The 22184-nt window shown below is 48.9% G+C and carries 17 protein-coding genes; 9 read left to right on the top strand and 8 right to left on the bottom strand.

The features are described 5' to 3' along the window. The first annotated feature begins 19 nt into the window (after positions 1–19). The 4 genes from ACN0YN_RS24275 to glnD all read left to right on the top strand — a co-directional run bounded on the left by ACN0YN_RS24275 (position 20) and on the right by glnD (position 5217). A complete protein-coding gene (locus ACN0YN_RS24275; RefSeq protein ID WP_417387651.1) occupies positions 20–1444 on the top strand; it encodes an ammonium transporter in 1425 nt (474 codons plus the stop codon). A 225-nt stretch (positions 1445–1669) separates the two neighbouring features. Continuing rightward, positions 1670–2008: a P-II family nitrogen regulator gene (locus tag ACN0YN_RS24270; RefSeq protein WP_002648670.1), complete on the top strand. Its 339-nt coding sequence runs from the start codon at positions 1670–1672 to the stop codon at positions 2006–2008. A 91-nt stretch (positions 2009–2099) separates the two neighbouring features. Next, positions 2100–2438: a P-II family nitrogen regulator gene (locus tag ACN0YN_RS24265; protein WP_417387619.1), complete on the top strand. Its 339-nt coding sequence runs from the start codon at positions 2100–2102 to the stop codon at positions 2436–2438. 82 nt (positions 2439–2520) lie between these two features. After that, positions 2521–5217: a [protein-PII] uridylyltransferase gene (gene glnD / locus ACN0YN_RS24260; RefSeq protein WP_417387618.1), complete on the top strand. Its 2697-nt coding sequence runs from the start codon at positions 2521–2523 to the stop codon at positions 5215–5217. Positions 5218–5241: 24 nt separating this feature from the next. On the opposite strand, the gene ACN0YN_RS24255 is transcribed toward glnD, so the two are convergent. Continuing rightward, positions 5242–6243 (bottom strand): type I phosphomannose isomerase catalytic subunit, encoded by a 1002-nt coding sequence (locus tag ACN0YN_RS24255; RefSeq protein WP_417387617.1) that lies wholly within the window; start codon positions 6241–6243, stop codon positions 5242–5244. A 320-nt stretch (positions 6244–6563) separates the two neighbouring features. On the opposite strand from ACN0YN_RS24255, the gene ACN0YN_RS24250 reads away from it, so the two are divergent. Beyond that, a complete protein-coding gene (locus tag ACN0YN_RS24250; RefSeq protein ID WP_417387616.1) occupies positions 6564–6746 on the top strand; it encodes a hypothetical protein in 183 nt (60 codons plus the stop codon). A 26-nt stretch (positions 6747–6772) separates the two neighbouring features. On the opposite strand, the gene ACN0YN_RS24245 is transcribed toward ACN0YN_RS24250, so the two are convergent. Together ACN0YN_RS24245 and ACN0YN_RS24240 are read right to left on the bottom strand one after the other, a co-directional pair. Continuing rightward, positions 6773–8413, bottom strand: coding sequence for a hypothetical protein (locus ACN0YN_RS24245; protein ID WP_417387615.1), 1641 nt, complete (start codon positions 8411–8413; stop codon positions 6773–6775). Between the two features lie 154 nt (positions 8414–8567). Continuing rightward, a complete protein-coding gene (locus ACN0YN_RS24240) occupies positions 8568–9119 on the bottom strand; it encodes a hypothetical protein (protein WP_417387614.1) in 552 nt (183 codons plus the stop codon). 480 nt (positions 9120–9599) lie between these two features. Here ACN0YN_RS24240 and ACN0YN_RS24235 point away from each other — a divergent pair, with 480 nt between their 5' ends. The 3 genes from ACN0YN_RS24235 to ACN0YN_RS24225 all read left to right on the top strand — a co-directional run bounded on the left by ACN0YN_RS24235 (position 9600) and on the right by ACN0YN_RS24225 (position 13336). Continuing rightward, positions 9600–11276 carry a type II and III secretion system protein family protein gene (locus ACN0YN_RS24235; RefSeq protein WP_417387613.1) on the top strand — a complete coding sequence of 559 codons (1677 nt, stop codon included), beginning with the start codon at positions 9600–9602 and terminating at the stop codon, positions 11274–11276. Between the two features lie 92 nt (positions 11277–11368). Continuing rightward, positions 11369–11950: a hypothetical protein gene (locus ACN0YN_RS24230; protein ID WP_417387612.1), complete on the top strand. Its 582-nt coding sequence runs from the start codon at positions 11369–11371 to the stop codon at positions 11948–11950. Between the two features lie 204 nt (positions 11951–12154). After that, entirely contained in the window at positions 12155–13336 is a 1182-nt protein-coding gene (locus tag ACN0YN_RS24225; RefSeq protein ID WP_417387611.1) for a tetratricopeptide repeat protein, read from the top strand. Positions 13337–13351: 15 nt separating this feature from the next. Here ACN0YN_RS24225 and ACN0YN_RS24220 read toward each other — a convergent pair whose 3' ends face one another. The 4 genes from ACN0YN_RS24220 to ACN0YN_RS24205 form a co-directional block, all read right to left on the bottom strand. Continuing rightward, entirely contained in the window at positions 13352–14926 is a 1575-nt protein-coding gene (locus ACN0YN_RS24220; RefSeq protein ID WP_417387610.1) for a hypothetical protein, read from the bottom strand. Between the two features lie 138 nt (positions 14927–15064). After that, on the bottom strand, positions 15065–17293 hold the full coding sequence (locus ACN0YN_RS24215; protein ID WP_417387609.1) for an alpha/beta hydrolase family protein: 2229 nt from the start codon (positions 17291–17293) through the stop codon (positions 15065–15067). Between the two features lie 164 nt (positions 17294–17457). Further along, positions 17458–18318 carry a DUF1583 domain-containing protein gene (locus ACN0YN_RS24210; protein WP_417387608.1) on the bottom strand — a complete coding sequence of 287 codons (861 nt, stop codon included), beginning with the start codon at positions 18316–18318 and terminating at the stop codon, positions 17458–17460. Continuing rightward, on the bottom strand, positions 18315–19367 hold the full coding sequence (locus ACN0YN_RS24205; RefSeq protein WP_417387607.1) for a DUF1559 domain-containing protein: 1053 nt from the start codon (positions 19365–19367) through the stop codon (positions 18315–18317). Before ACN0YN_RS24205 ends, ACN0YN_RS24210 begins: the two co-directional genes overlap by 4 nt. Positions 19368–20035: 668 nt before the next feature. Between ACN0YN_RS24205 and lexA the strand changes: the two genes are divergently transcribed. Further along, the gene (gene lexA / locus ACN0YN_RS24200; protein WP_002649781.1) at positions 20036–20638 is read left to right on the top strand and encodes a transcriptional repressor LexA; all 603 of its coding nucleotides are present in this window, start codon (positions 20036–20038) and stop codon (positions 20636–20638) included. 129 nt (positions 20639–20767) lie between these two features. On the opposite strand, the gene ACN0YN_RS24195 is transcribed toward lexA, so the two are convergent. Further along, on the bottom strand, positions 20768–22165 hold the full coding sequence (locus tag ACN0YN_RS24195) for a sigma-54-dependent transcriptional regulator (protein WP_417387606.1): 1398 nt from the start codon (positions 22163–22165) through the stop codon (positions 20768–20770). Positions 22166–22184 lie beyond the last annotated feature (19 nt).

Genomic DNA, 22184 nt, shown 5'->3' with positions numbered 1-22184 from the left:
GCTCGGAAAGGCCTTCATGATGAGGAGAGTCTACAGACAGATTACGTACTGTACATTTTTAACATTTCTATTAAGTTTCTCCGGAGTAGGACAGCTGTTCGCTGATGAAACTGCTCCTCCCCACGCACTTGGTTCTGATGCTGAAGCACCGGCTCAGGAAGAAGCGGCACCTGAATTCAACAGTGCCGACATCGCCTGGATGATGGTTGCCTCAGCTCTGGTGCTGATGATGACTGCCCCTGGACTGGCGCTGTTTTATGGCGGTCTGGTTCGCAAGAAGAACATTCTGGGAGTGATGATGCAATGTGTGTTCCTGATGGGGCTCATGTCCGTCATCTGGGCACTCTGGGGCTATAGTCTGGCATTCGGTACAGATATTCTGGGTGGATTTGTCGGCGGTTTTGACCATCTGCTCCTGAAAGATGTCATCCCCTCCTGGAAAGATGGCGCGGTTGTCATTCCCGCGAATGGATCCATTCCGAAATCCCTGTTTATGGTTTTCCAGATGATGTTCTTCATCATCACCCCTGCTCTGATCTGCGGCGCCTTCGCTGAACGCATGAAATTCAGCTCAATGGTCGTCTTCTCAATTCTCTGGGGCACTTTTATCTATTGTCCGATTGCCCACTGGGTCTGGTCAGATACAGGCTGGTTGTGTGAATGGAACGAGAATGCACTCTACCCCGCTTTTGATTTTGCCGGCGGGACAGTCGTACATATCAGCTCCGGTTTCTCTGCCCTGGTTTGTGCGATCCTGCTGGGCAAACGCCTGGGATACGGCCAGGAACCGATGCCACCTCATAACCTCACATACACCTTCATTGGTGCCACGATGCTCTGGGTCGGCTGGTTTGGCTTTAATGCGGGAAGTGCCGTCGGCTCTAATCCTGCTGCTGTCAACGCTTTTGTCGCGACCCATCTGGCTGCAGCAGCCGGTGTTCTGGCCTGGGCAGGCGCTGAATGGTATTTCAACAAAAAGCCGAGTATTCTGGGTGCCTGTTCGGGGGCCGTCGCCGGTCTGGTCTGTATTACGCCCGCCTGTGGCACGGTCACTCCCCTGTCGGGAATCATTTTGGGGCTGATTGCTGGTTTTGCCTGTTATTTTGCCTGTACAACTCTCAAATCCAAGTTTAAATATGATGATACGCTGGATGCATTTGGTGTACACGGCGTGGGAGGAACCGTGGGAGCGATTCTCACGGGTGTATTCGCCTCCAAATCCATTACCGGGAATGCGGCTGGTTCAGGTTTACTGGAAGGGAATTCCCAGCAGTTGATCAACCAGTTTGTCAGCGTAGGAGCTGCCATCGCTATTTCCGTCGTGGGAACGATTATCATTCTGAAGCTGATCGATCTGACCATGGGTCTGAGAGTCAGTAAAGATGGTGAAATTCAAGGACTCGACTTGAGTCAACATGGTGAAGAAGGATATATCTTCCTGTAAAATCGGGAGTCGGGAGTCGGCTTCAGGCCGACTCTCATTCTCATTTTCAGGAATTTCGGTCCGAAAGGCCTGTCAGGACAATAGTTCTGATTGTTTTTTCAGGGAAATCAATTTGCGGTATCGAGATTTCCCGACAATTGCGATATAATATCTAAGTGTGATAGTCGTCTGGGTTTCTGAAAGCGCTGGAAGAAAACCGGACATTTTTCTGGGAGTATGATTCCGATGAAAAAAGTGGAAGCTGTCATCAGACATTTCAAACTGGAAGAAGTTAAAGATGCTCTGACAGAAATTGGTGTACAGGGCATGACAGTGTCTGAAGTACGTGGTTTTGGTCGCCAGAAAGGCCACAAAGAACAGTACCGTGGTGCAGAATACACCGTGGATTTTCTACCAAAGGCTAAAATGGAAGTCATCGTTCCCGATGATCAAGTCAAAGCCGTTGTTGATACAATCCTGGAATCAGCACGCACCGGCCAGATCGGCGATGGTAAAATCTTCGTTTTACCTATCGAAGATATTATCCGGATCCGCACAGGTGAAGCCGGAGATACTGCGCTTTAACAAACGACGGTAAAGCGAGGGGCGGGCTTTTGCCCCTTTTGCTTTACGTCAGACCGGCTGACTGAAATTACGGTTTTCGAGAGAACTTTCAATGAAAAAGATTCAGGCAATCATTCGCCATTATAAACTTGAAGAAGTCAAAAATGCGATTTCTGAAATTGGCATTAGTGGAATGACTGTCAGTGAAGTCCGTGGTTTTGGTCGCCAACGTGGCCACAAAGAGACTTATCGAGGCAATGAATACATCGTTGACTTTCTTCCGAAAGTGAAACTCGAGATTGTGGTCCAGGACGATTTGGTGCCCCAGACCGTTGAAACGATCACTCAGGTTGCACGTACCGGGCAGATTGGTGACGGAAAAATTTTCATTACCAGTCTCGATGAAGTCATTCGAATCCGTACGGGAGAAACTGGTCCGGAAGCGGTCTGATCCATTGGCAGATTTCCTGCAAGATACTCTGTCCTGAATCCGGGCTCCTTTTGTTCGCGTTCGTTTCAGCCTGGAATTGATGATGTCACACACGTCGACCTCCTGCAGTGCACAACAATTTGTTGTCTATCGCACGAAGGTAGAGCAAGCCCGGCAACGCGGCCAGGAACTCTTGCGCAATGGCGCCAGCGGTTTGCAGATCGCCACAGCGATCGCCGAGTCTATTGAACAGCTGCTGCTGCAGATTATTCAGGATCAGTTTCAGCAGCTCCCGGAACAGCGTCAGAAATTACTGATTCCCAACTGCTCAATTCTCGTCATAGGCGGTTCTGGTCGCGGGTTGATGGCCCCCTACTCCGACGTAGACCTGTTGTTTCTGTACCGGAATCAGGTTGAGGAAGAATTTGCAGGATTTGTGGGAGACGTCGTTCGCAACTGCTGGGATGCAGGCTTGAAACTGGGACACAGCCTCAGAACCATTTCCGACTCGGTCAAAATGGCGCGTACCGAACCCGAATTTGCCACAGCGATGATTGAAGCCCGTGCCATCTGGGGGGATGAACATCTGGCCGAACAGCTGATTCGGTCATTCTATCGACACGTCATTTTATTTCGCAGACGGGTTTTCTTCGAACAGTGTGTTGAGGCACGCTGGCAGGAACGCAAACAGCATGGCGGCGCAGTCATGCAGTTGGAACCCGATATCAAGCGTTCTCCCGGCGGTCTGCGCGACATTCATCTCCTGCGCTGGACCGGCTTTGCCCGCTATGGAACCGCGAATCTTGACATGCTGCGACTCGACGGGAGAATCAACAGTCGCGATGTCAGAACATTGAAAAATGCCCGCGACTACCTGCTCAAAGTACGCATTCAACTGCATTACGAAGCGGGGCGTCAGCAGGACCTGTTTACCAAAGACACGCAACTCTGGATGGCCGAACAACGCAAAATTGAAGGCACCAACGGCCAGCGCCCCGTAGAACTGCTGATGCAGGAATATTTCCGGCACAGTAAAGCGGTGGCAGAAATCACTGAGCGTTTCATCAAAGCGCATCGGCCTCAGCCACTGCTGTCGCGGATCTACGATTTTCTGATGACACATCGCTCAGACTCCATTCTCAAAATTGCACCGGACCATGTGGACGTGATCCCCCGCTATCGGGCTCAGGTCTGTAACAGTCTCGAAGAGATATTGAAACTGTTTGATACCGCTTCACTATATGGCATTTCAATCGCTCCGGATCTGCTGGACGCCATCCGTGAATCGGCGCTCACTCTGCCTCCCGCGATTTCGAATCGAGCCATTGATCTGTTTCGTGCCATTCTGGCTCGCAGCACCAATCTTGGCCCGACACTCAGAATCATGTCCGAAACCGGGATCTTGAATTTACTGATCCCCTATATGAAGCACGCTTACTGCCTGCTGCAATTCAATCAGTACCACAGTTATACGGTAGACGAACACACATTTCGTGCCATCGAAGCTGCAGAAACCTTTGCCAGCGATGACTCCAGTCTCGGCAGTTCTTATCGACACATTGAAAAGAAAGATATCCTCAATCTGGCGATTCTGCTGCATGATATTGGCAAAGGCTACGGTGAAGACCATTGCAAAATGGGCGCGATGATCGCGACGGACACTTCAGTTCGACTGGGGTTGAAAGAAGAAGAACAGAAACTGCTGGTCTTCCTGGTATTCGAACATCTTAATATGGCGCATCTGGCTTTCAGACGTGATATTTCTGACCCGGACATTCTGTTCGCATTCAGCCAGAAGGTCGGCAGCCCGGAAAAACTGCGGATGCTGTATGTGCTCACTGCAGCGGATATCACAGCCGTGGGTCCCGGAGTCTTCACAGACTGGAAATCAGAACTGCTGGCAGACCTTTACGAGCGAACCATGCTCCTGCTGGGGGGAAAACATTCCCGTTACAATCGCGACCAGCGACTCTCACGTGTCAAACAACAGGTGCGCAGCTTCCTGAATCTTCCCATACTGCTTGAAGTCGAAGCAGAACAGGAAGAAAGCTGGTTTACAGAACTGTTCCAGTCATTCTCTCCCCATTACCTGCTCGTCACTCCTCCGGAACGGATTGCTGCTGATATTGAGATCCTGAGGGACCTCCCCTCGGACCAGATTGTGGTCGAAGGAGAATTCGAACCGGATACAGGAACGGTTAATTATCATGTGATTGCTTCTGCCTTGTATTCGCAATCCTGTTTTCATCGCATGGTCAGTGTATTTACTTCGCGTCGAATGGAAATCATTTCCGCACAGATCACCACGAGCGCTTCCGGCGGAGTGGTCGACAGTTTCCGTGTGATCGATCATGATTTCGCCGGCGAAGTACCTCGTTCGCGTGTGCAGGCGATTGAAACGGAAATCCGCAAAGCCGTGATTGGCGAGAGTGACGCTAAAACCATGTTTTTAAACAATCGACGTTTTCAGGAATCAGCCAGCCTGAGTGGTGAACTTGATCTGGGCCGGGTGGAAATTGACAACCAGTCTTCCCGACGCTGTACGATCATTGATGTGATCGCCCATGACCGTACCGGGCTGCTGTATATCGTCTCGCGTGCCATCAGCCGCATGGGACTCTCCGTCGTGATGGCAAAAATTTCCACGCACCTCGATCAGGTTGTCGATGTATTTTACGTCATTGATGAGCACGAACGTAAAATCGAAGATGGTGACCGGTTACAGGAAGTAAAAGAACAACTGGAACGCACCCTGCACGACTTTGAACTGGAAGGTTATAAACGCTATCAGCGCGTCTGACAGACCCCGCTGTTCTGCTTTGTCTCAGGCAGGGATCACTTCCAGAACAGTCACAGGCGTCTCTACATGGATTTGACAATCCGAGGCGGCTGCAGGCACCAGCAGCGTTTTCCCCTGAAACAGTTCATACGTTTCGGCACTGCAATCCAGTTGCCCGGAACCTTCCAGGACAATCAGAATCTGCGCCTGATTCAACGATGTCAGTTGAAATGATTCATGCGCGACATGCCGACGAATCGAAAAATGTTCGCACGATAATAAATCTTCAATCTGATGGTTTTCTCGAAACTGCTTTTCGGGTTCCAGCAGATCAACGGGCCCCAGATCAAAATCAATACAGGAAATGGCCTGCTCGACATGTACGGGACGGGGGCTCCCGGACTGATCCAGACGATGCCAGTCGAATAACCGATAGGTCACATCGCTGGTCTGCTGCACTTCAGCCAGTAATATTCCCTCACCGATCGCATGCAGAGTACCGGCGGGAATATAAACACTGTCCCCCTTGCGGACAGGATAGCTGTGCAGACATTCTTCAACAGTTCCCTGCTCCAGGTGGTGCCGGAGCTGATCGGGACCAATCCCCTGCTTCAGGCCGGCATAGATGCAACTCTCAGGTAATGCATCCAGAATGACCCAGGCTTCAGATTTTCCTGACTTCATGGCATCAAATCGGGGTAGATGACCTGCATCCGGGTGAACCTGCAGCGAAAGTCGGTCCGTGGCATCAATAAATTTGATGAGTATCGGGAATAGCGGATAACTCTTTCCCTCCCCAAACAATGCTTTGGGGTTCTTCTCAATTAATTCTGTCAGGGTCTTTCCTGCAAATTCTCCACTGGCAATCAGAGTCGGGGCTCCGGGATAGTCAGAGAGTTCCCAGCTTTCTCCATAATCCTGTTCCATTCCAATCATTTTATGTAATACCGTGCCCAGACGCTCCCCGCCCCATCTGGCACGCTTCAGGATTGGCGTGAACTCCAGAGGTAATAAGGTGGCAGTAGATTGGACTTCTTGTAATGACATAATTCGTTGAAAAGTAATACCAGATAACAAGATAGAAAGACTGGAAAAGATAGATGCTTCTATCATCGTAATTAAGGAAACCCCTCAATTGCAACTATAATCCTTACGAATTATGAGATCGGGGATCTCCTGCTTTATTTTATCATTTTCTTAGAACTAACGTTCTTAAAAGGTTTCAATTGCCATAAACGGGAACTCCTGCTAATCTCTCCCCCCTTGAAGCCATCGACAACACAAATAGAACACGCGCACACCATTTGTTCGCAGTTTGCCTCAGTTGTCTGGTGAATTACCGCTGTTAATCGATGAAAGGCTCATAAGTGGCAGATCTGACATCTCAAAGTTTAGAAGTTGAACTTTCCATTGGTGACACAATACAGATCGGAGAACAGTTTTTAACAGTAATCGATATCGAAGATAACGAAATCCTGTTTCAAGTCGATACAGACAATCCCACCGGACCTGCTGCAGACGCGATCAAAGATTCCTGCTCTTTTCTCTGAGAGTCCGCTTTAACATCGTTTTCCATTCATCTAGCGCTGTTTTCCTGTTTCAGAGGATCAGCAGGAAACAGTAGCCACTGGGAAATTTTTGGCTTTTGTATCTCCCCCCGTTGGGAACGCGCTATCGTCGTCCGGAACCGGGGAATATCTTTCAACCAGAGCGTTGCCTGATCATCTTCATAAATCAGCGACCAGTCCTTTCTCTGCTTCAAATACCCATTCGTCTGCTGAGCCTGAGGCAGAAGAATGATATCCGTGGGATACCGATCCAGTAGTGGCGTCGAAGCACTGGATTCCTGATTCAGCTTTTGAAACGCCACAAACTCCTCTTCCAGTTGCGCTGAATACACCGTGCGATAACGTCCATCAAAGGCCACACGTGATTCCGGAAAAGTCTGCCAGATGATATATTGCGCCCACCCGTAATCGGTCAGAATGTTCCCTGCCAGTTGCTCCTTCTGCATGACTTCAATGACGGCAACAGGCATTCCAGGAGCTCTGCTTCGAGTTTCCACTCCAATCTCCCAGGGCGGAACTCCTTCTTCCTGCAGATGGATCACCGTGTGAGCTCCCAGTCCCAGGATCACCAGTGTCATCATTGTAATCAGAACGGATCGCAAGCCCCGTCTCGATGCTCCCGACCACTGTTGATTGATCAAGGGAAACAGATTTCGCAGCGCGTCTGTGATTGGCCGTGGCAGCAGAATCATGACGGCAATTGCCAGCAATGCCACATGCCTGATATGACTGACTGCCTGCCAGGCAACCACGCCAATCAGTAACAGATCAATCCACTCCCATTTCTTCGAACGGAAAAAAGCCAGTCCGATCAGTAAAAACGGGATGTAATACAGCAGTGCCTGCCTTGCCTGCCAGAGTGGCTGCCATTCTCGAACAATCTGTGTTGTAATCAGATGATCCCAGAGCATCAGATGCAGATGAACCCCGTAGGGATTGATCAGCGTCACCAGCCAGCTCACAGTGACAGCCACCAGCAGTCTGAAAAAATCGCGTCTCTGGTAGAGGCCTTGAAAACAGCCCCATCCCACCCACAGGACAACCACCGCCTCAACACCAACTCCCGCCAGAAAGCCTCCATGAGAGTTCGACCAGAAGAGCATGACAACCGGCAGATACCAGACTCCCTTAGCCTGAGGACGATCAACATAATCCCGCAATAGTAACAGAGTCCAGGCGAAGCAACCAAAAGTCACCAGTTGCGGGCGAACAAAAACTACAAACTGCGCCAGACAGAACGCACCATACACCAGTAACAGGACCGCAGCGGCGAGACTTGCCTGCGACTTTCTCAATGCCATCCAGGCGGGAATCAGAATCATGCCTACCCAGAAATTACGCCAGAGCCACAACCCGGTATTTCCGATTTGACTCCAGAGCCAGCCAAAGGACAATTCGGAAAACCACTCATGGTTAATCCAGATGGCGCCCGGTTCCGTGTAACAGAATGGATCAGTCCGTTCTACCAGAACATGCTGTTCCAGCGCTCGTAATCCGTAGAGTGTATGCCCCCATAAATCGGGATCCGCAATGGTCACAGTGCCTGTTAAAAACAGACATGCGAGCCAGATACTCCCCGATGAAATCAACCATTCGCGAGAGCTCATATCCCATTCGGCATGACCGGATTCAAACTCAGATACTGACACAACGATTCTCCCGGTAGATTCCCTTCAGGAACCATGCTGCCATCAGCAGTTTGTCATCAAGCTGAAAAGAAAAAAAGACCTGCACTCAATAGTACAGATCTTTTTATATTTTTCTGAATTCTGTTCTCTACTGCATAGCTCACAATGGTGTGAACTATTTGGCCTTCAGAATATCTTCCAGGCTGGGAAGAGAATTATGAAGAGGTTCCAGCGTCGGAACGCCATCACCGTCTGCAGGGAATTCTTCGTACGCTTTCATGTCGATCTGCTCGTAGATTCGATCAAACATTTTGTGAGCGTAAGGAGCTTTCGGATTTCCGCCGAGAGCAATAATCTCACCTTTTTGACGAAGAATATTTGTGTAATTGTAAGGTCGGAAGTAATAGTATCCGTGATAGACAGGCGGGTAAGGATAGTGGGGGTACATATCACCCGTCGTTTTCCAACACAACCAGCTCCGCTTTTTCAACTTGCAACCATTGTCGCTGTAACAGCTGCCCCACATACCCCAGTGACCGAAGAGTCCCCCAGGCTGACATAGATCACCTGTCGAACAACCTGGTGTGCAAGCATCAGATGTAACGCAGGTATTTTGACATGATGCCATTGAGATTGTTGCGGGAGCACTGACGGTGCTGACAGGTACAACTTCTCCATCGTACTGCCAGACACTTAAACCGATGAGCAATGCAAAACTCGCATTCATGAGACCACCTTTTATTTTTACGTTGTATCAACAACACTATTTGTTAGGCATTATGGTGGACATTAAATTGATAGACACTCTGGAATCAGAGCACAAATTCTCCCACCATATCTCGTTTTCGTCCTGAAACAGACCAAATGTAAAGTAAAAATAGAGGAAATCAACAAAATCTTTAAATATACATAAATTGGGAAACACCTCAAAATTTATATCAACCTTCCGTACAGTTCTAACCGATATGATTGATGCTATGGGTTTTGCCTGTAAAGAGCAAACTCGTATTACAAACCAGTAATCAGGTAATTTTAAACATTACAATTCACTGGGACTGCGACAGCTAGCAGACAACATCAGACAGACACCACTGGACTAAGATTATACAAAGTTCTGTTAAACGTAGTTTTAATCGAACTTCAATTGATTCAACAAATCACTTACTCCAATTTCTCAAATTGACGACCAAAGGATTGGGAGACAAGTATGTCTATAAATGCCTCATGGAAAAGACGCACAATGCTGGCAGTTGCCTGCGGTGTCGCTATCACAGCATCGCCACTTTCTGCGCAGGTTCCACCAGCTCCTCCTGTCCCGGGAAAGTTGAAAACCAATAATTACATGCCTGGTAAAAAGCAGAAAAATGCACCAGTCATCAGCACCAAAACAAAAGAAAAAGTTCATCAGCTCGTTGATCAGATTTATGAATCTGAAGTAGAACTCAGTGTTCAACAACGACATTCAAAAATCTTGAAAATGAAGATGGACGTGTTCCGGGTGGCCATTGCAGACCCTTCAAAAATTGAAGTGGTTGCATTCGGATCACAGGAAGTAGAAGTAATCGGGAAAGACACCGGTACCACCACCATGACGCTCTGGCTGGGAGAAGAAGCAAATCCCCAGATCCTGAGCGTGCAGGTCAAAGTGGAAGGTGACAACTCCATCGAAGATCTTCGCCGCATGGAATACGGCGAATTTCAGAAAATGATTAACGAGTTCTTCCCGAACAGCAAAGTACAACTCATCCCGTTTGCAGACAAACTGATTGTTCGCGGACAGGCCCGGGATGAACAGGAAGCAGTACAGATTATTACCATTATCCGTGCCCACTCTGGTTCAGGTGGCGGTGGACAGGGTGGTGGAATGGGTGGCGGTTCTCTGTTTGCCAGTGGAACAGCTGCTGATCCATTCCCGGATGGTGCAAGGCTTCCAGAAGCAACAGTCGTCGACATGTTGAAAGTACCTGGTGAAAAGCAAATCATGCTTAAGGTACGCATCGCTCAAATCGATCGGTCTGCTGCCCGAACTGCGAGTACTGATCTGTTTGTCCAATCAGGTGATTTTGGCTGGAGTCAGTTATTCACCGGAGTGGCACAGCAGTTAGGAAACGGTGGAAGTGGTATTGTGACTGCTTCCTTCACAAGCAGCGATGTCGATCTGTTTATCTCAGCTCTGGCACAAAATGGTTATGCCAAAATTTTAGCAGAACCGAACCTGGTCACAATCAGTGGACGTACCGCCAACTTTATCTCTGGTGGTGAATTCGCTGTGCCGACCGTTGTCGGAGTTGGCGGTGCACAGGCAGCAACAACCACCTTCAAAGGATTTGGTACGCAGTTAACCTTCCTGCCGACGGTTCTTGATAAAGACCGGATTCGGTTACAGGTAACACCAACTTTCAGTACCGTCAACCCGGCTTTAACCTCAGGTGGAGTTCTGGGGCTCGATACACAATCTGTGAGTACGACCGTCGATATGCGGGAAGGACAGGTTCTGGCAATCGCCGGTTTGATCCAGGAACAACAGCGTGGTGACTTGAACCGCGTCCCGTTCATTGGAGACATTCCACTGGTGGGAACACTGTTCTCTAACAAAGCAGTTTCCCGTGATGAAACAGAACTGATCATTCTGATCAGCCCTGAACTGGTACATCCGATGGAGCCGGAAGATGCTCCCACCGTATTACCGGGAATGGAAGTAACCGAACCAGGCGACGTGGATTTCTTCTTTATGAATAATATCGAAGGCAAACCTGATGTGCATCATCGAAGCACTGTCTGGTACATGCAGAAAAAACGAATTCACCAACAACAGAAAGATTTCATTCACCAGAGTAAGTGTGATAAATATTACATCAATGGTGACTACGGATTCTCTGAATAATTATAACTGATTATTTCTTTGCCAAATGATACCTATAAAATTCCAATCACATTTATTGAAATGAATGTGAGAGAAATACAAGGAAGTAAGCGATGTCTATACAACCCAAAATTGCAAGTTTGCCTGCTATTGCATTAGCAGCAATGCTGATCAGTGGTTGCCAACATAAACAACATCACGCAGAAATTCCCTACGACTCTGTAGCACCCCTGGGAACCATCAGTGATGACATTTGGCAAAAGCAGGAAGAAAACGGAGAAGCTTCTGACTTTGTGATCGTCGAAAGTGAATTCGTTGGTGCGACTGCTAAACTGAATGCCGCTGGCGAAGACCACATTAAACAGATCGCTGTTCGCATGGGGTCAACACCATTCCCGGTTGTTGTCCAGCCCAGTTCAATGACTGTCAGAGAATCATCGGAATACAAATTTCCGATACATGGCAATGACGACCTGGACATGCATCGTCGCGATGTCATTGTGAAAATGCTGCAGGCAATGAACGTTCAGGATGCGGATGAAAGAGTTGTTGTTTCACCTGCCTTCACACCTGGCTTCGAAGGATTTGAAGCTTACAGAGCTTATTCCAACGGATTCATGAATCGCGGAAATAACGGCGGTGGTGGATTCGGCGGTGGCTTCGGTGGATTCGGCGGCGGAGCCGGCGTCTTCTAATCCCGATCGAATGATTTGAATTGACATGAGGTGGACGGATTCAAGTGAATCCGTCCACTTTTTAATAAAAATCAAACCGCTCACACCTCACCTCACACAAGTAAAACAGTTCAACCATTTCAATAGATGATTTTTTTACTGTGACAGCCTGGAATTCCCTGTGAATTCCTCACCATTTAAGTCGATTTACGTCAGGACAGAGTCATGAACGACAAAGGATTGTTTTGTTCAGCTGTAATCCTCATCATTTCACTTCAGGGTTGCGCCCAGTTGGGAACTCAGGTTGCCAAAGTGAAATCAGCCTTACCGGGAAAACATCAAGCACAAGACGTACTCACTGCAGCTCGTAGTGCCGAGCACAAAAAAGAGTGGTTGGCTGCGCGAAAGCAGTACGAAACCTATCTCAAAAAAAATCCTCGCAGTGTTGTTGCCTGTCATCGGCTGGGGATTGTCTGTTCTCATCTGGGTGATTCTGTTGCTGCCACACGCTACTTCACCCAGGCAAAACAACTCGACCCTCATAATTCAGAAGTACTGAATGACTTCGGTTACGCCCTCTATAAACGTGGTCAATATGATGCCGCAGAAAAAGTTCTGACAACGGCATTGCAGAATGATGCGAATAATAAACGTGTCATGAACAACCTGGCATTAACTGTTGGTCACCAGGGTCGTTTCAAAGAAAGCTACACGATCTTCCGCAACATTATGTCGGAAGCGGAAGCACACGCAAATGTGGCATACATTCATACGCAGCGTGGTGAAGGAGAGATGGCTCTTAAAGAATATGATCTGGCGTTAACTGCTGACCCGACTCTGGAAACAGCTGGCCGCGCAGCAGCAGAACTGGCTGAAATGAAAAACGTCTATCTGGTTCGTCAGGAAAAAGAATCGCAGGCTCAACCGGAAACACAACTTGCTTCCAACCAGACAAAGCCTGTTCAGTCTGCACCTGAGAAAAAAGCAGTCGAGAACCCGTTCATCGAAAAAACGATCACCAGAGAATCTGTCGCCAGTCGTTCAGAACCCGAGCCTGAATTCCGCAACATTCCAGAACAGCAGAAAACACAACTGGTCAGTGCAAAACAGACGACGAATGTTGTCGCAAGACCGACTCTCGATTCTCCAAAGAAGAAACTGGTCACACAGGCTGATCTCAAAAAAGAACTGCTTCCCCCCCGGACAGAAAAACCTGCACCAGTTGCTAAAATCGAGCCACCGGTACAGCAGCAGGAGGAAGAATTTCTGGAGCCGCTGGAAATCAACTCTTTCCGTACGCTTGATGAAATTTCCCAGGAAGAAGAACCTGCGATCATCCGTATTTCAAACGAGACTCCAGCGGAAGAACCCATGTTCCGTTCACCTGGTGAGCTGACCAGCCCGTAACACGGCTGGCAGGACTCAGTTCACCCTCGCTTCAATCGCTTTCACGGTAGATGCCGCCTGGAAACGGAAATTGTTATTCGTAGTAGTACGATTGACTTCTTCAATTTTCTTGAGGCTCTTCTCTGTGCCGATCTCTTTCAGTACTCGAAAGACATTGACCAGCACAACAAACTGATCCGGATCCATCTGTTCCAATACAGCATCTTCCGCACCACTTCCATACTCAATCAACTTCTTGGAAGCATTATGGGCTTTGATCGGCTCTTTCAGAAGTTCGGCCACTGCCGTTACTCCTTCTGGGGTCTCATGTTTCAGAATTGCTTCCATAACGCTTTCCTGCCCCAGGATATTCACTTCTTTTAAAACGCTGATCATCTCAGGGATATCTTCTTTGGTTGACCAGACAGCAAGTGCACGTGAAGCATCCTGTACGACAGTGATATCTTTACTTTCCAGGATGCCGATCAGGATCCCGGAGATTTCCCGATTCTCCTGCTTCGGCTTTGCCTGACTTAACTTCTGCAATGCTGCTTTGCGTTTGAGAACATTATTCGTTCCCAGATCGGTCAGGATCGATTTCATTTCCTCGTCAATATTTTCCGGAATCTCAAACCGGGCTGCTTCCTCACGTTTTTTCTTCTCAGCAGCATGCTTTGCCATTGCTGCTTTCTGGTCTGCCTGCAGTTTAGCCAGTTCTTCTGCATTCAACAAAGTAGAGGCAAGCGTAATCGGGATTTTCTGTGTGCTGTTTTCCGAACGCTGAATCAGTTTATAACTGAGAGACAGTTCCTTCACACAACCCTGTTTCTGATCAAACAGAATGGTACCGTTCCCCGTCAGCTCGACTTCCGGGCCACTGTCGTCAATCGTCGATACCGTGCGATAGGAATAGCTGGCTTCGATTGTAACCAGGTCCCCTTCCTGCCCCGTGATTTTATATTCCGCTGTTTTTTTCGCTCCCATCGTCTTTTCAATATCAGGACCTCGCAATGGTGAGGAAATTCGATTTGATGAAGAGATGACAGAGATACTGCTCTTCTCCGACTCAGACCAGGTACGCTCTCCCTTCGGAGAAAGCGGTATCAGGTTGATCTGCGAAAGGTGGCCGAGCAGGTAAGGCAGCAGTGACGACCCTTTGACCGTATCGACTTCACCATAACGGTTCAGTTCAAGCGTATGTTGTTCGAAAGCACCGGCAATACTACCCGACAGCCCGGCGAAAGGACTCCGATGACGATGCATTCGCATCGGTGGCAAAAACGGTCGCCGGCTTTTACTTTTTGTTACCGAATTCAAATTTCCGGAGCAACGCAGGGAGAAAGAATTGTCATCGGCGGCTGTCACATCGTACTGCTCAACACCACTCAATGTCTCTTCGAAGTTCTCCATACTGACTTCAATCTTCACTTGATACGCATATTGCTGGCCTTTTTCCCACTTGTACTTCAAGGGCAGTGGTTCTGCAGCCAGACTGGATGCCGGCGCAGCCACCATCAGCAGTACACAACAGACACAGCTTAACAGCAGAAAAAACGGGTCAGTCAAACGGCGTGAAACCGACTCTGATTGAGAGAAGTTGCGAGCAAACATGGGAGACTCCCTGGAAAGGATTTAGCCAGAAGTGCTCTAACGAGACATCAGAACACATATTCCACAACAGTATAAACAGATCCAACAGGAATGCATCAATAATTTCTGTTTTTTACATCCTGAGGCAACTCCTGAATATTATTCCTGCAAGAGCCAGCTGGCGGCAGTGGATTCCCGATCTCCCTTTTCGTGATACAAAGCCACCCGATTTAACTGGCCAGCGGCATTGTAGGTCGCCTGAATCAACTCAGGAATCGAACTTGATTTTCCCGCAAGCCAGAGAGACGCCGGCTGGCAGAGAGACAGCAAGCCTTCGACATCCCCGTACTTGACGGCACCAGGCCACAAACGCAGATCACGAATATTGGTGATTTCCGCAAAGTGAAATCCGCCCGTATCAACCGCCAGCTTCTTAACGATATCGGAAGAATGTGCACAGGCTGCTGCTGCCAGCACTCCCGAAAATCCAAATCCAGCCAGTGCGATTGATTGCGGCTGACTATCGTGATGCCTGGAAAAGGCAAGCACATTCAGAATGTCATGCACCTGCTTCGAGAAGACAGGATGATTATAGCCCAGTGTGTACCCGAGAAATTCCCGGGGATTCTTAACGACAGGCATTGAAGTGGGCGCTTCCTGCAGTCGATTGAATTCCCCCTGATATAACACATCAAGGCCCGCAACAGCAGTCCCGGAATCAACCAGTTTCTGAATGGGGGATTTGAGGCTGCCATCCGCTTTCAACAGACCTGCTTTGCCCTGGTCATCCAGCCAGATCACCACTTTCTGGTTCCACTGATCGGGCAGAAAGAACAGAGTAGGAGTCACTTCTCCATACCGCTTGTTTTTAATCAAAGTATGATACTGACGATAACCTGATTTGGATTCTTCAGATAGCTGCTCCGGTTCCAGATCATCTTTGCCAGGCAGCGATCGACCGATCATCACTTCAATTGCTCCGCCGACAACCCGGCGGTATTCTTCCAGACTCTTCTGATCGCGTGGCGTCAATCTTCCAATCTGCTCCGCATTGTTCTTCGCCAGCGTATGCAATATCTTGATTTCTGACTCTTCATCTCCCGGAGGCGCCGGGTATTCTTTGCTCCAGACGGTTAATTCTTCCCGGGAAAGCGGTTTGAAATCCGCTTCGACGATGGGTGAAGTCAGTCCCAGCTGAAAATGCTGATTGAAGAACTCATACATCATTGCCCGACTGACATAATTATAATTATGTGGGAACGGATAATATTTCCCGATCACATTCTCAGGCACTCCCAGCATTTTGAAATGCTGTTTTAGCTCCGGTAGTCCTTTGCTTTCGATTTCTTTCGTCCAGTCATCGGCAGCCGTCATGCCCAGCGGACGGGGTGCCACCAATGCTGCAAATTCGATATTTCCCGTATCGACGCGCAGATAAGTCGCGTTCTCACAGGTACAGCCCCCCTGCATGGCTGTCGAAACCATCACTGCGGGAAACGCTGCGGTAATACGCTGATCGATGGCGGCCAGAATAAATGTCTGTGTCCCTCCCCCACTGGCTCCGGTAATCCCGATCCGTTTCTGATCGACTTCCGGCAGTGAGCAGACCCAGTCCAGGGCACGAATCGAGTTCAAAGTCTGTAATCCCAGTGCACTGATCAGCCGCAGTTCTGATTGCGCGCTGAACAAGCCCCAGTTCTTCTGACTCGACATCTCAGGTCGCTGTTTTGCAAAGCGATGGATCAGATCATAGCTCAGACAGAATCCGTCAGCGTATCCCAGCATGTCATAATGAAAGACCATGCAGCCCATGCGTGCCAGTTCGACGCAGCGTGCCTGTAAGGGATAACGTCCGCCGACTTCATGTTTTTCAGCGCCTGCTTTAATATCAGCCTGTACTTTCTGCGCTCCACTGTCATAGAACCGGCCTTCTGCGAAATGTCCATGAGGTGAGAGCACCATTGGGAACGGTCCCGATTTCCCTTTTGGACGATACAGGTTGCCGGTCACATACAGCCCCGGAGAACTCTCAAAAAAGACTTTCTCTACGGTGTATTCATCCCGATCAACTTTCCCATGGATGGTCGCATTGATTTTCGTATTCTCAGGTTCCGGCCAGACTCCGGCGGCCACCTGGATCTGTCGTCTGACATATTCAGCCCGCTTTTCCCAGGCTTCAGGCGACTCGGCAGGAGTAAAAGGAAAGTAACCATTCAGATCTTTCAATGCGCCCAGCCGGCTGTCTTTGAATGCCGGGTCTTCGTCCGCTGCCAGAACGGCTTCCAGTCCCATGGGAGAACCAATGACTCCTGCGGAGAGTAAAGCCATTCCGATATTCTGCAAAGCTGTTCTGCGGTCCATGGAAAACTGGTCGTCATTCTGAATCATCGTTGCCCTGCTTTCTTCTATGATGCGATCCGAGAGGTAATTCCAGCTGGAATCCAGATTGAATTTTGTCTATTCAGTCTAACCGGAATTACTTGATCGTTGCCAGCCCGAGCGTGTTTTTTTACTGCCGTGCAGCGTCCCCGCTTCAGGGGAACAGGCGTGCTTCAGGCTCTTTTTCGGATCAGGTAGACGGCAAGCAGAATACATAGCAACACGATCCCCGCAACCAGACTCCAGATCAGTGACAGGGAATGAGGTTGTGGCGCAGTCTGATAGGTGGGAACATGCTGGCGTTCCCCCAACGCCAGCGTGTCAGGATGATTGGGAAACGCTTCTGCGGTAATCGACAACTCTTTCCATAACACCTGAACGGGAGTCTTCAAATCACTCTGTTGCGCCCCCAGTCTCAACAGATCGACATCGGCAGTTCCCAGTTCCACCTCCCGCAGTTCGCGAAACTCGGCATCGGGCCCATCAGCGACCAGAAACTTCAACTGGCTCCCGGTGCGAATCAGTTTCAGTTTTCCTGAGTTCTGTTTGGCCTCTTCCAGCTTCACGTCAAATGTTCGTTTGCCTTCCAGGGTCGTCGACACACTGCTACTGAAAACCTGCTTGTTACCCGGTCGTAACAGTCGCGCAATCATCGCAGCCGATTCCTCTGCGTCATGCATCCTTAAATAGAGGCTCGGCCCCAACCCGTAACCTGACTCCGGATTTTTCCAGGCAGGCACTTCGTACGAAGCAGTGATTTCAAAATCACCGCTGATCTGAAACCGGGGGCTGATGCCGACTGAAGAGACCTGATACCCGGCCGGCAGATTCAAGGAGAGACCATCCCTGCGCGGTTTGATCAATCTGAGCATGCCTCTCCCCAGTGGAACCAGTTGCTCATTATCAAACTGTTCCCCCAGAAAACTGAATTTCAACTCACGTCCTCCCTGCTCTGCCTGGACCGGACCGGTCATCAACAAAAGCAGGCAGGCGATCCCCCCATGTATCACCGCAGTACGGAATGGAGACTTCATAGTTCTGCCCCTGTCACAGGTTCTTCACCGGAAATCGTTCCCAGTGCCTGCCAGATCTCGCTATTGATGTTTTCATTGACGAACTTGACATTCCCATCTCCCATCAACACATTCACCCCCTGTCGATGCCAGCTGGATGCATTCAGGATCACCCCATCCCAGGTAAATCCGTTCTTACAGCTGGTCCGGTTGGGTGTTCGCACGTGATTGTAGCGGGTCCAGTTCATATTTCCTTCCAGCCAGGTCTGTCCTGATTCCACATCATACTGGTAGGCCCCGGCAGACTGCGGCGTCAATCCTCCGCAAGCGTCAGAAAATTGACTTTCAGTCCAGACCCCCTGCAGGTTATATAAATCGGACAGGGGATCGATGACGGTATCATCCCAACTCCCTTTGACATGCTCGCTGAACATCGCAGTCTGCGAAAGGCCATCTTTGACATCCCGCATGCGGACGCTGCTGTTCTGCCCGAACATCCCGTTCCCCGCCCTGCCCGACCAGGAACTTCCGTTACAGGATCGATAGTTATTGGGCCCCCAGCGACTCTTCAGGCGATCCAGATCAGTAGGGCAGATAAAAACATTGAGTCTGGCCTGAGCTGCTGGTCCGTTGATGACTTCGTCAAACCGCGTTTCCAGCTCGGCCTGGTCGTCATTCGCCGCATTTACAAATGGATGAAAGGGAGCCACATTGAAGTTCAACTGATTATAGACCACAGCCTGATCCAGATAAGGCAGTAACATCGCGTGTGCAGAATAGCGACGATCCGCCAGGGTTCCCAGAGAGGAGATCGGCCCATCCTGATCATCACCCACTCCAAACGGGAGCACATCATGCGATTCATGGTAAGCATGTAAAGCGATGCCAATCTGATGCAGATTATTGGCGCACTGCATTTTCCGGGCTGACTCCCGAACCGCTTGCACCGCGGGTAGCAGCAACGCAATCAGCAGACTGATAATTGTGATCGATACCAGCAGTTCAATCAGAGTGAATCCTCGGCGGATCGGCTGTTCTACTTTCCTGTTTTTCTGCTCAGTATGATGCATTTTCAATCCTCCAAAGTCGCCCCATTCAGACAACCTCTGACCCACCTCGATAATTTTTACATTAAATTCTCTGAAATTTCTCAGTTTTCTGCATTAAGAAATGCTGCTCACTATACAACTAACTACTGAAGTCCATCTTGAGCAGGCTTTCATAGATAAACGCGCATATTTCGTAGATATACGCGCATTTAATACTCAAATTCACTGATTTTTTGATAATTGGTATTTCAAACCACTTTTTAAAACAGGAAACCTACCTAGAGTGTTACAGTAACTTCTTATGAACATTCAAACAAATATTCAGAAAAACATCTCAGACTTAATAAACAAGTTTAACCAATTGCAACCCCTTGTATTTTTTAATCTTATATTTCATGGCAACCAGTCATTTAAAATCAATCACGAGTTGAGACTTTAATAAATCAAGCATGTTTTTAATCGCCATGCTTGCCGTGTAGACGATAGTATACTAGAATAAGGGGCACATGCAAAAATCAGAAATCTATGTGATTATCACAAGAAGACACCCTCAACCCTTCTTTTCTGATTCCGCATTTTTTGAGTGATCCCAAGACAATTCAATTTTGGGATCAGATATTTTTTTCTTCCTGATTGTTTCAGGATCTATGATTTGTTCACACTACTTTTAAGAAATGGGGTACTTTGTTATGGCAGGCACCAAAGCAAACCTTACACAGCGACAGCAGGAAATTTATGATTTTCTGAAAGACAAGATCATTAACCGCGGCTACGGCCCAACCGTCCGGGAAATCGGTGCTAATTTTGGCATTCGCTCTCCCAATGGCGTGATGTGCCATCTGAAAGCCCTCGAAAAGAAAGGGCTGATTACCCGCGAATCCCACATGTCACGTGCGATTCAGCTGTGTGATCACTCACAGAAACGCACACGTCTTCCACTGGCTGGTCAGATTGCCGCAGGAAGCCCTGTTCTGGCTGTCCAGGATGACGAACACATTGACTTCGGCTCTCTCTTCGATCCCGATGATCAGTTCTGCCTGAAAGTCAAAGGCGTTTCCATGATTGAAGATCAGATCGCCGATGGAGACTATGTCATCGTTCACAAGCAGAACACCTGTAAAGAAGGCGACATCGTTGTCGCGCTGGTAGACGGTCAGGAAGCAACTTTAAAACGCTACTATTCCGAAGGCGATCGCATTCGCCTTGAACCAGCGAACTCGAGCATGCAGCCCATCTATTCCAAGAATGTTGACATCCTCGGAGTGGTAACAGGCGTCATTCGCAAATATTAGATCAATCTGGTCTCGCTGATTCAGCGGAAGCAGATGAGATCATTTTCTGACTGATTAAAAAATTAATGCTCTGGCAGCTTCTGCCAGAGCATTTTTTTATGTTTAAGAATCAGGAGTGGCTGTCCGTTTTTAACCGGCGGCCCGGGTCTGATACTGATTCAGTTTGTTATACAGCGTTTTCAACGCGATTCCCAACTCAGCCGCACATTTGGGTTTATCACCATCGTGCTTATCGAGCACATGGTAAATCACTTCCATTTCGATGTCCCGCAGTGTCTTCCCTTCCATGCCCTCGGTCCAGTTGACAGCAGTAGAACCAGAAGACATCGGAATCGAAGAGTGCCGGCTCAGATTCGATGGCAAATCACCGGGCTGAATCTGGACACCATCCCATAGAATCACGGCATGTTCCAGAGCATTGGCCAGTTCCCGAACATTGCCTTTCCAGTCATATTCCTGCAGGATTTCAATCGTCTCCTGCGAGAGAATATCCTGGGGAATAGAATCCTTTTTCAGATGCCGTTTCAACAGAACCCGTGAGATTTCCGGAATATCCCCTTTGCGTTCCCGCAGAGGAGGCAGATTGATTTCAAACGTATTCACACGGAAATAAAGATCCTCGCGGAATGTGCCTTCCGTCACCATATCCTTCAAGTCACGGTTCGTCGCACAGACAATCCGCACATCGACATGAAATGTTTCACTGTCACCGACACGACGGACTTCACCTGATTCCAGGAAACGCAGCAGTTTCACCTGCATGGTCTTGTCCAGTTCTCCCAGTTCGTCCAGGAAGAGTGTACCGCCATTGGCAATTTCGATCAGTCCCTTGCGTGGTGTATCGGCACCGGTAAAGGCCCCTTTACGATGACCAAACAGTTCGCTTTCCACCAGGTTTTCCGGCAGAGCACCGCAGTTAACAGGTACAAAAGGCATCGAAGCTCGCGCGCTCAAGTCATGAACTCTGCGTGCGACCAGTTCTTTACCGGTTCCCGTTTCTCCGAGAATCAACGCGGTGGAATCGGTGGGAGCAATCTTTTCGATCAGCTTTTTTACCCGCATCATCGGGGGAGTTTCGCCGACAATCTGGCAGGGCCCTTCCACACTTTTCAGGCGGGATTCCAGGGCATAATTCTTGTTTTGCAGAGACCGTTTATCAGCCACTTTCTGTAATACGGTGGCAATATCGATCAGTTTGCATGGTTTCGGCAGAAAATCGTAGGCACCGCGTCGGATCGCCTGGATGGCTTCGTCGATACTGCCATGCCCGGTGCTGATGATCACTTCGGTCTCGGGGGAGACTTTATTAATGTGATCGACGACATCCCAGCCACTCAAGCCAGGCATGCGTAAATCAACAATCGCTGCATCAAATGTGATTTTATCCAATGCAGTTAATGCCGACTGACCATCTTCACAAATGGTGACATCATGTCCCATACGTGGCAGTTCAATTCGCATGACTTCCCGAATTGCCGCTTCGTCGTCGACAAACAGGACCCGTAATTTATTGACCGAATTACTCAAGTTGTGCTCCTTCTTCCTG

The sequence above is a fragment of the Gimesia sp. genome (genome assembly GCF_048260065.1).
In the GTDB taxonomy this organism is placed as follows: Bacteria; Planctomycetota; Planctomycetia; order Planctomycetales; family Planctomycetaceae; genus Gimesia.
Note: the sequence above shows the minus strand (reverse complement) of the source record. Positions and strands in the feature narration are given on the sequence as shown.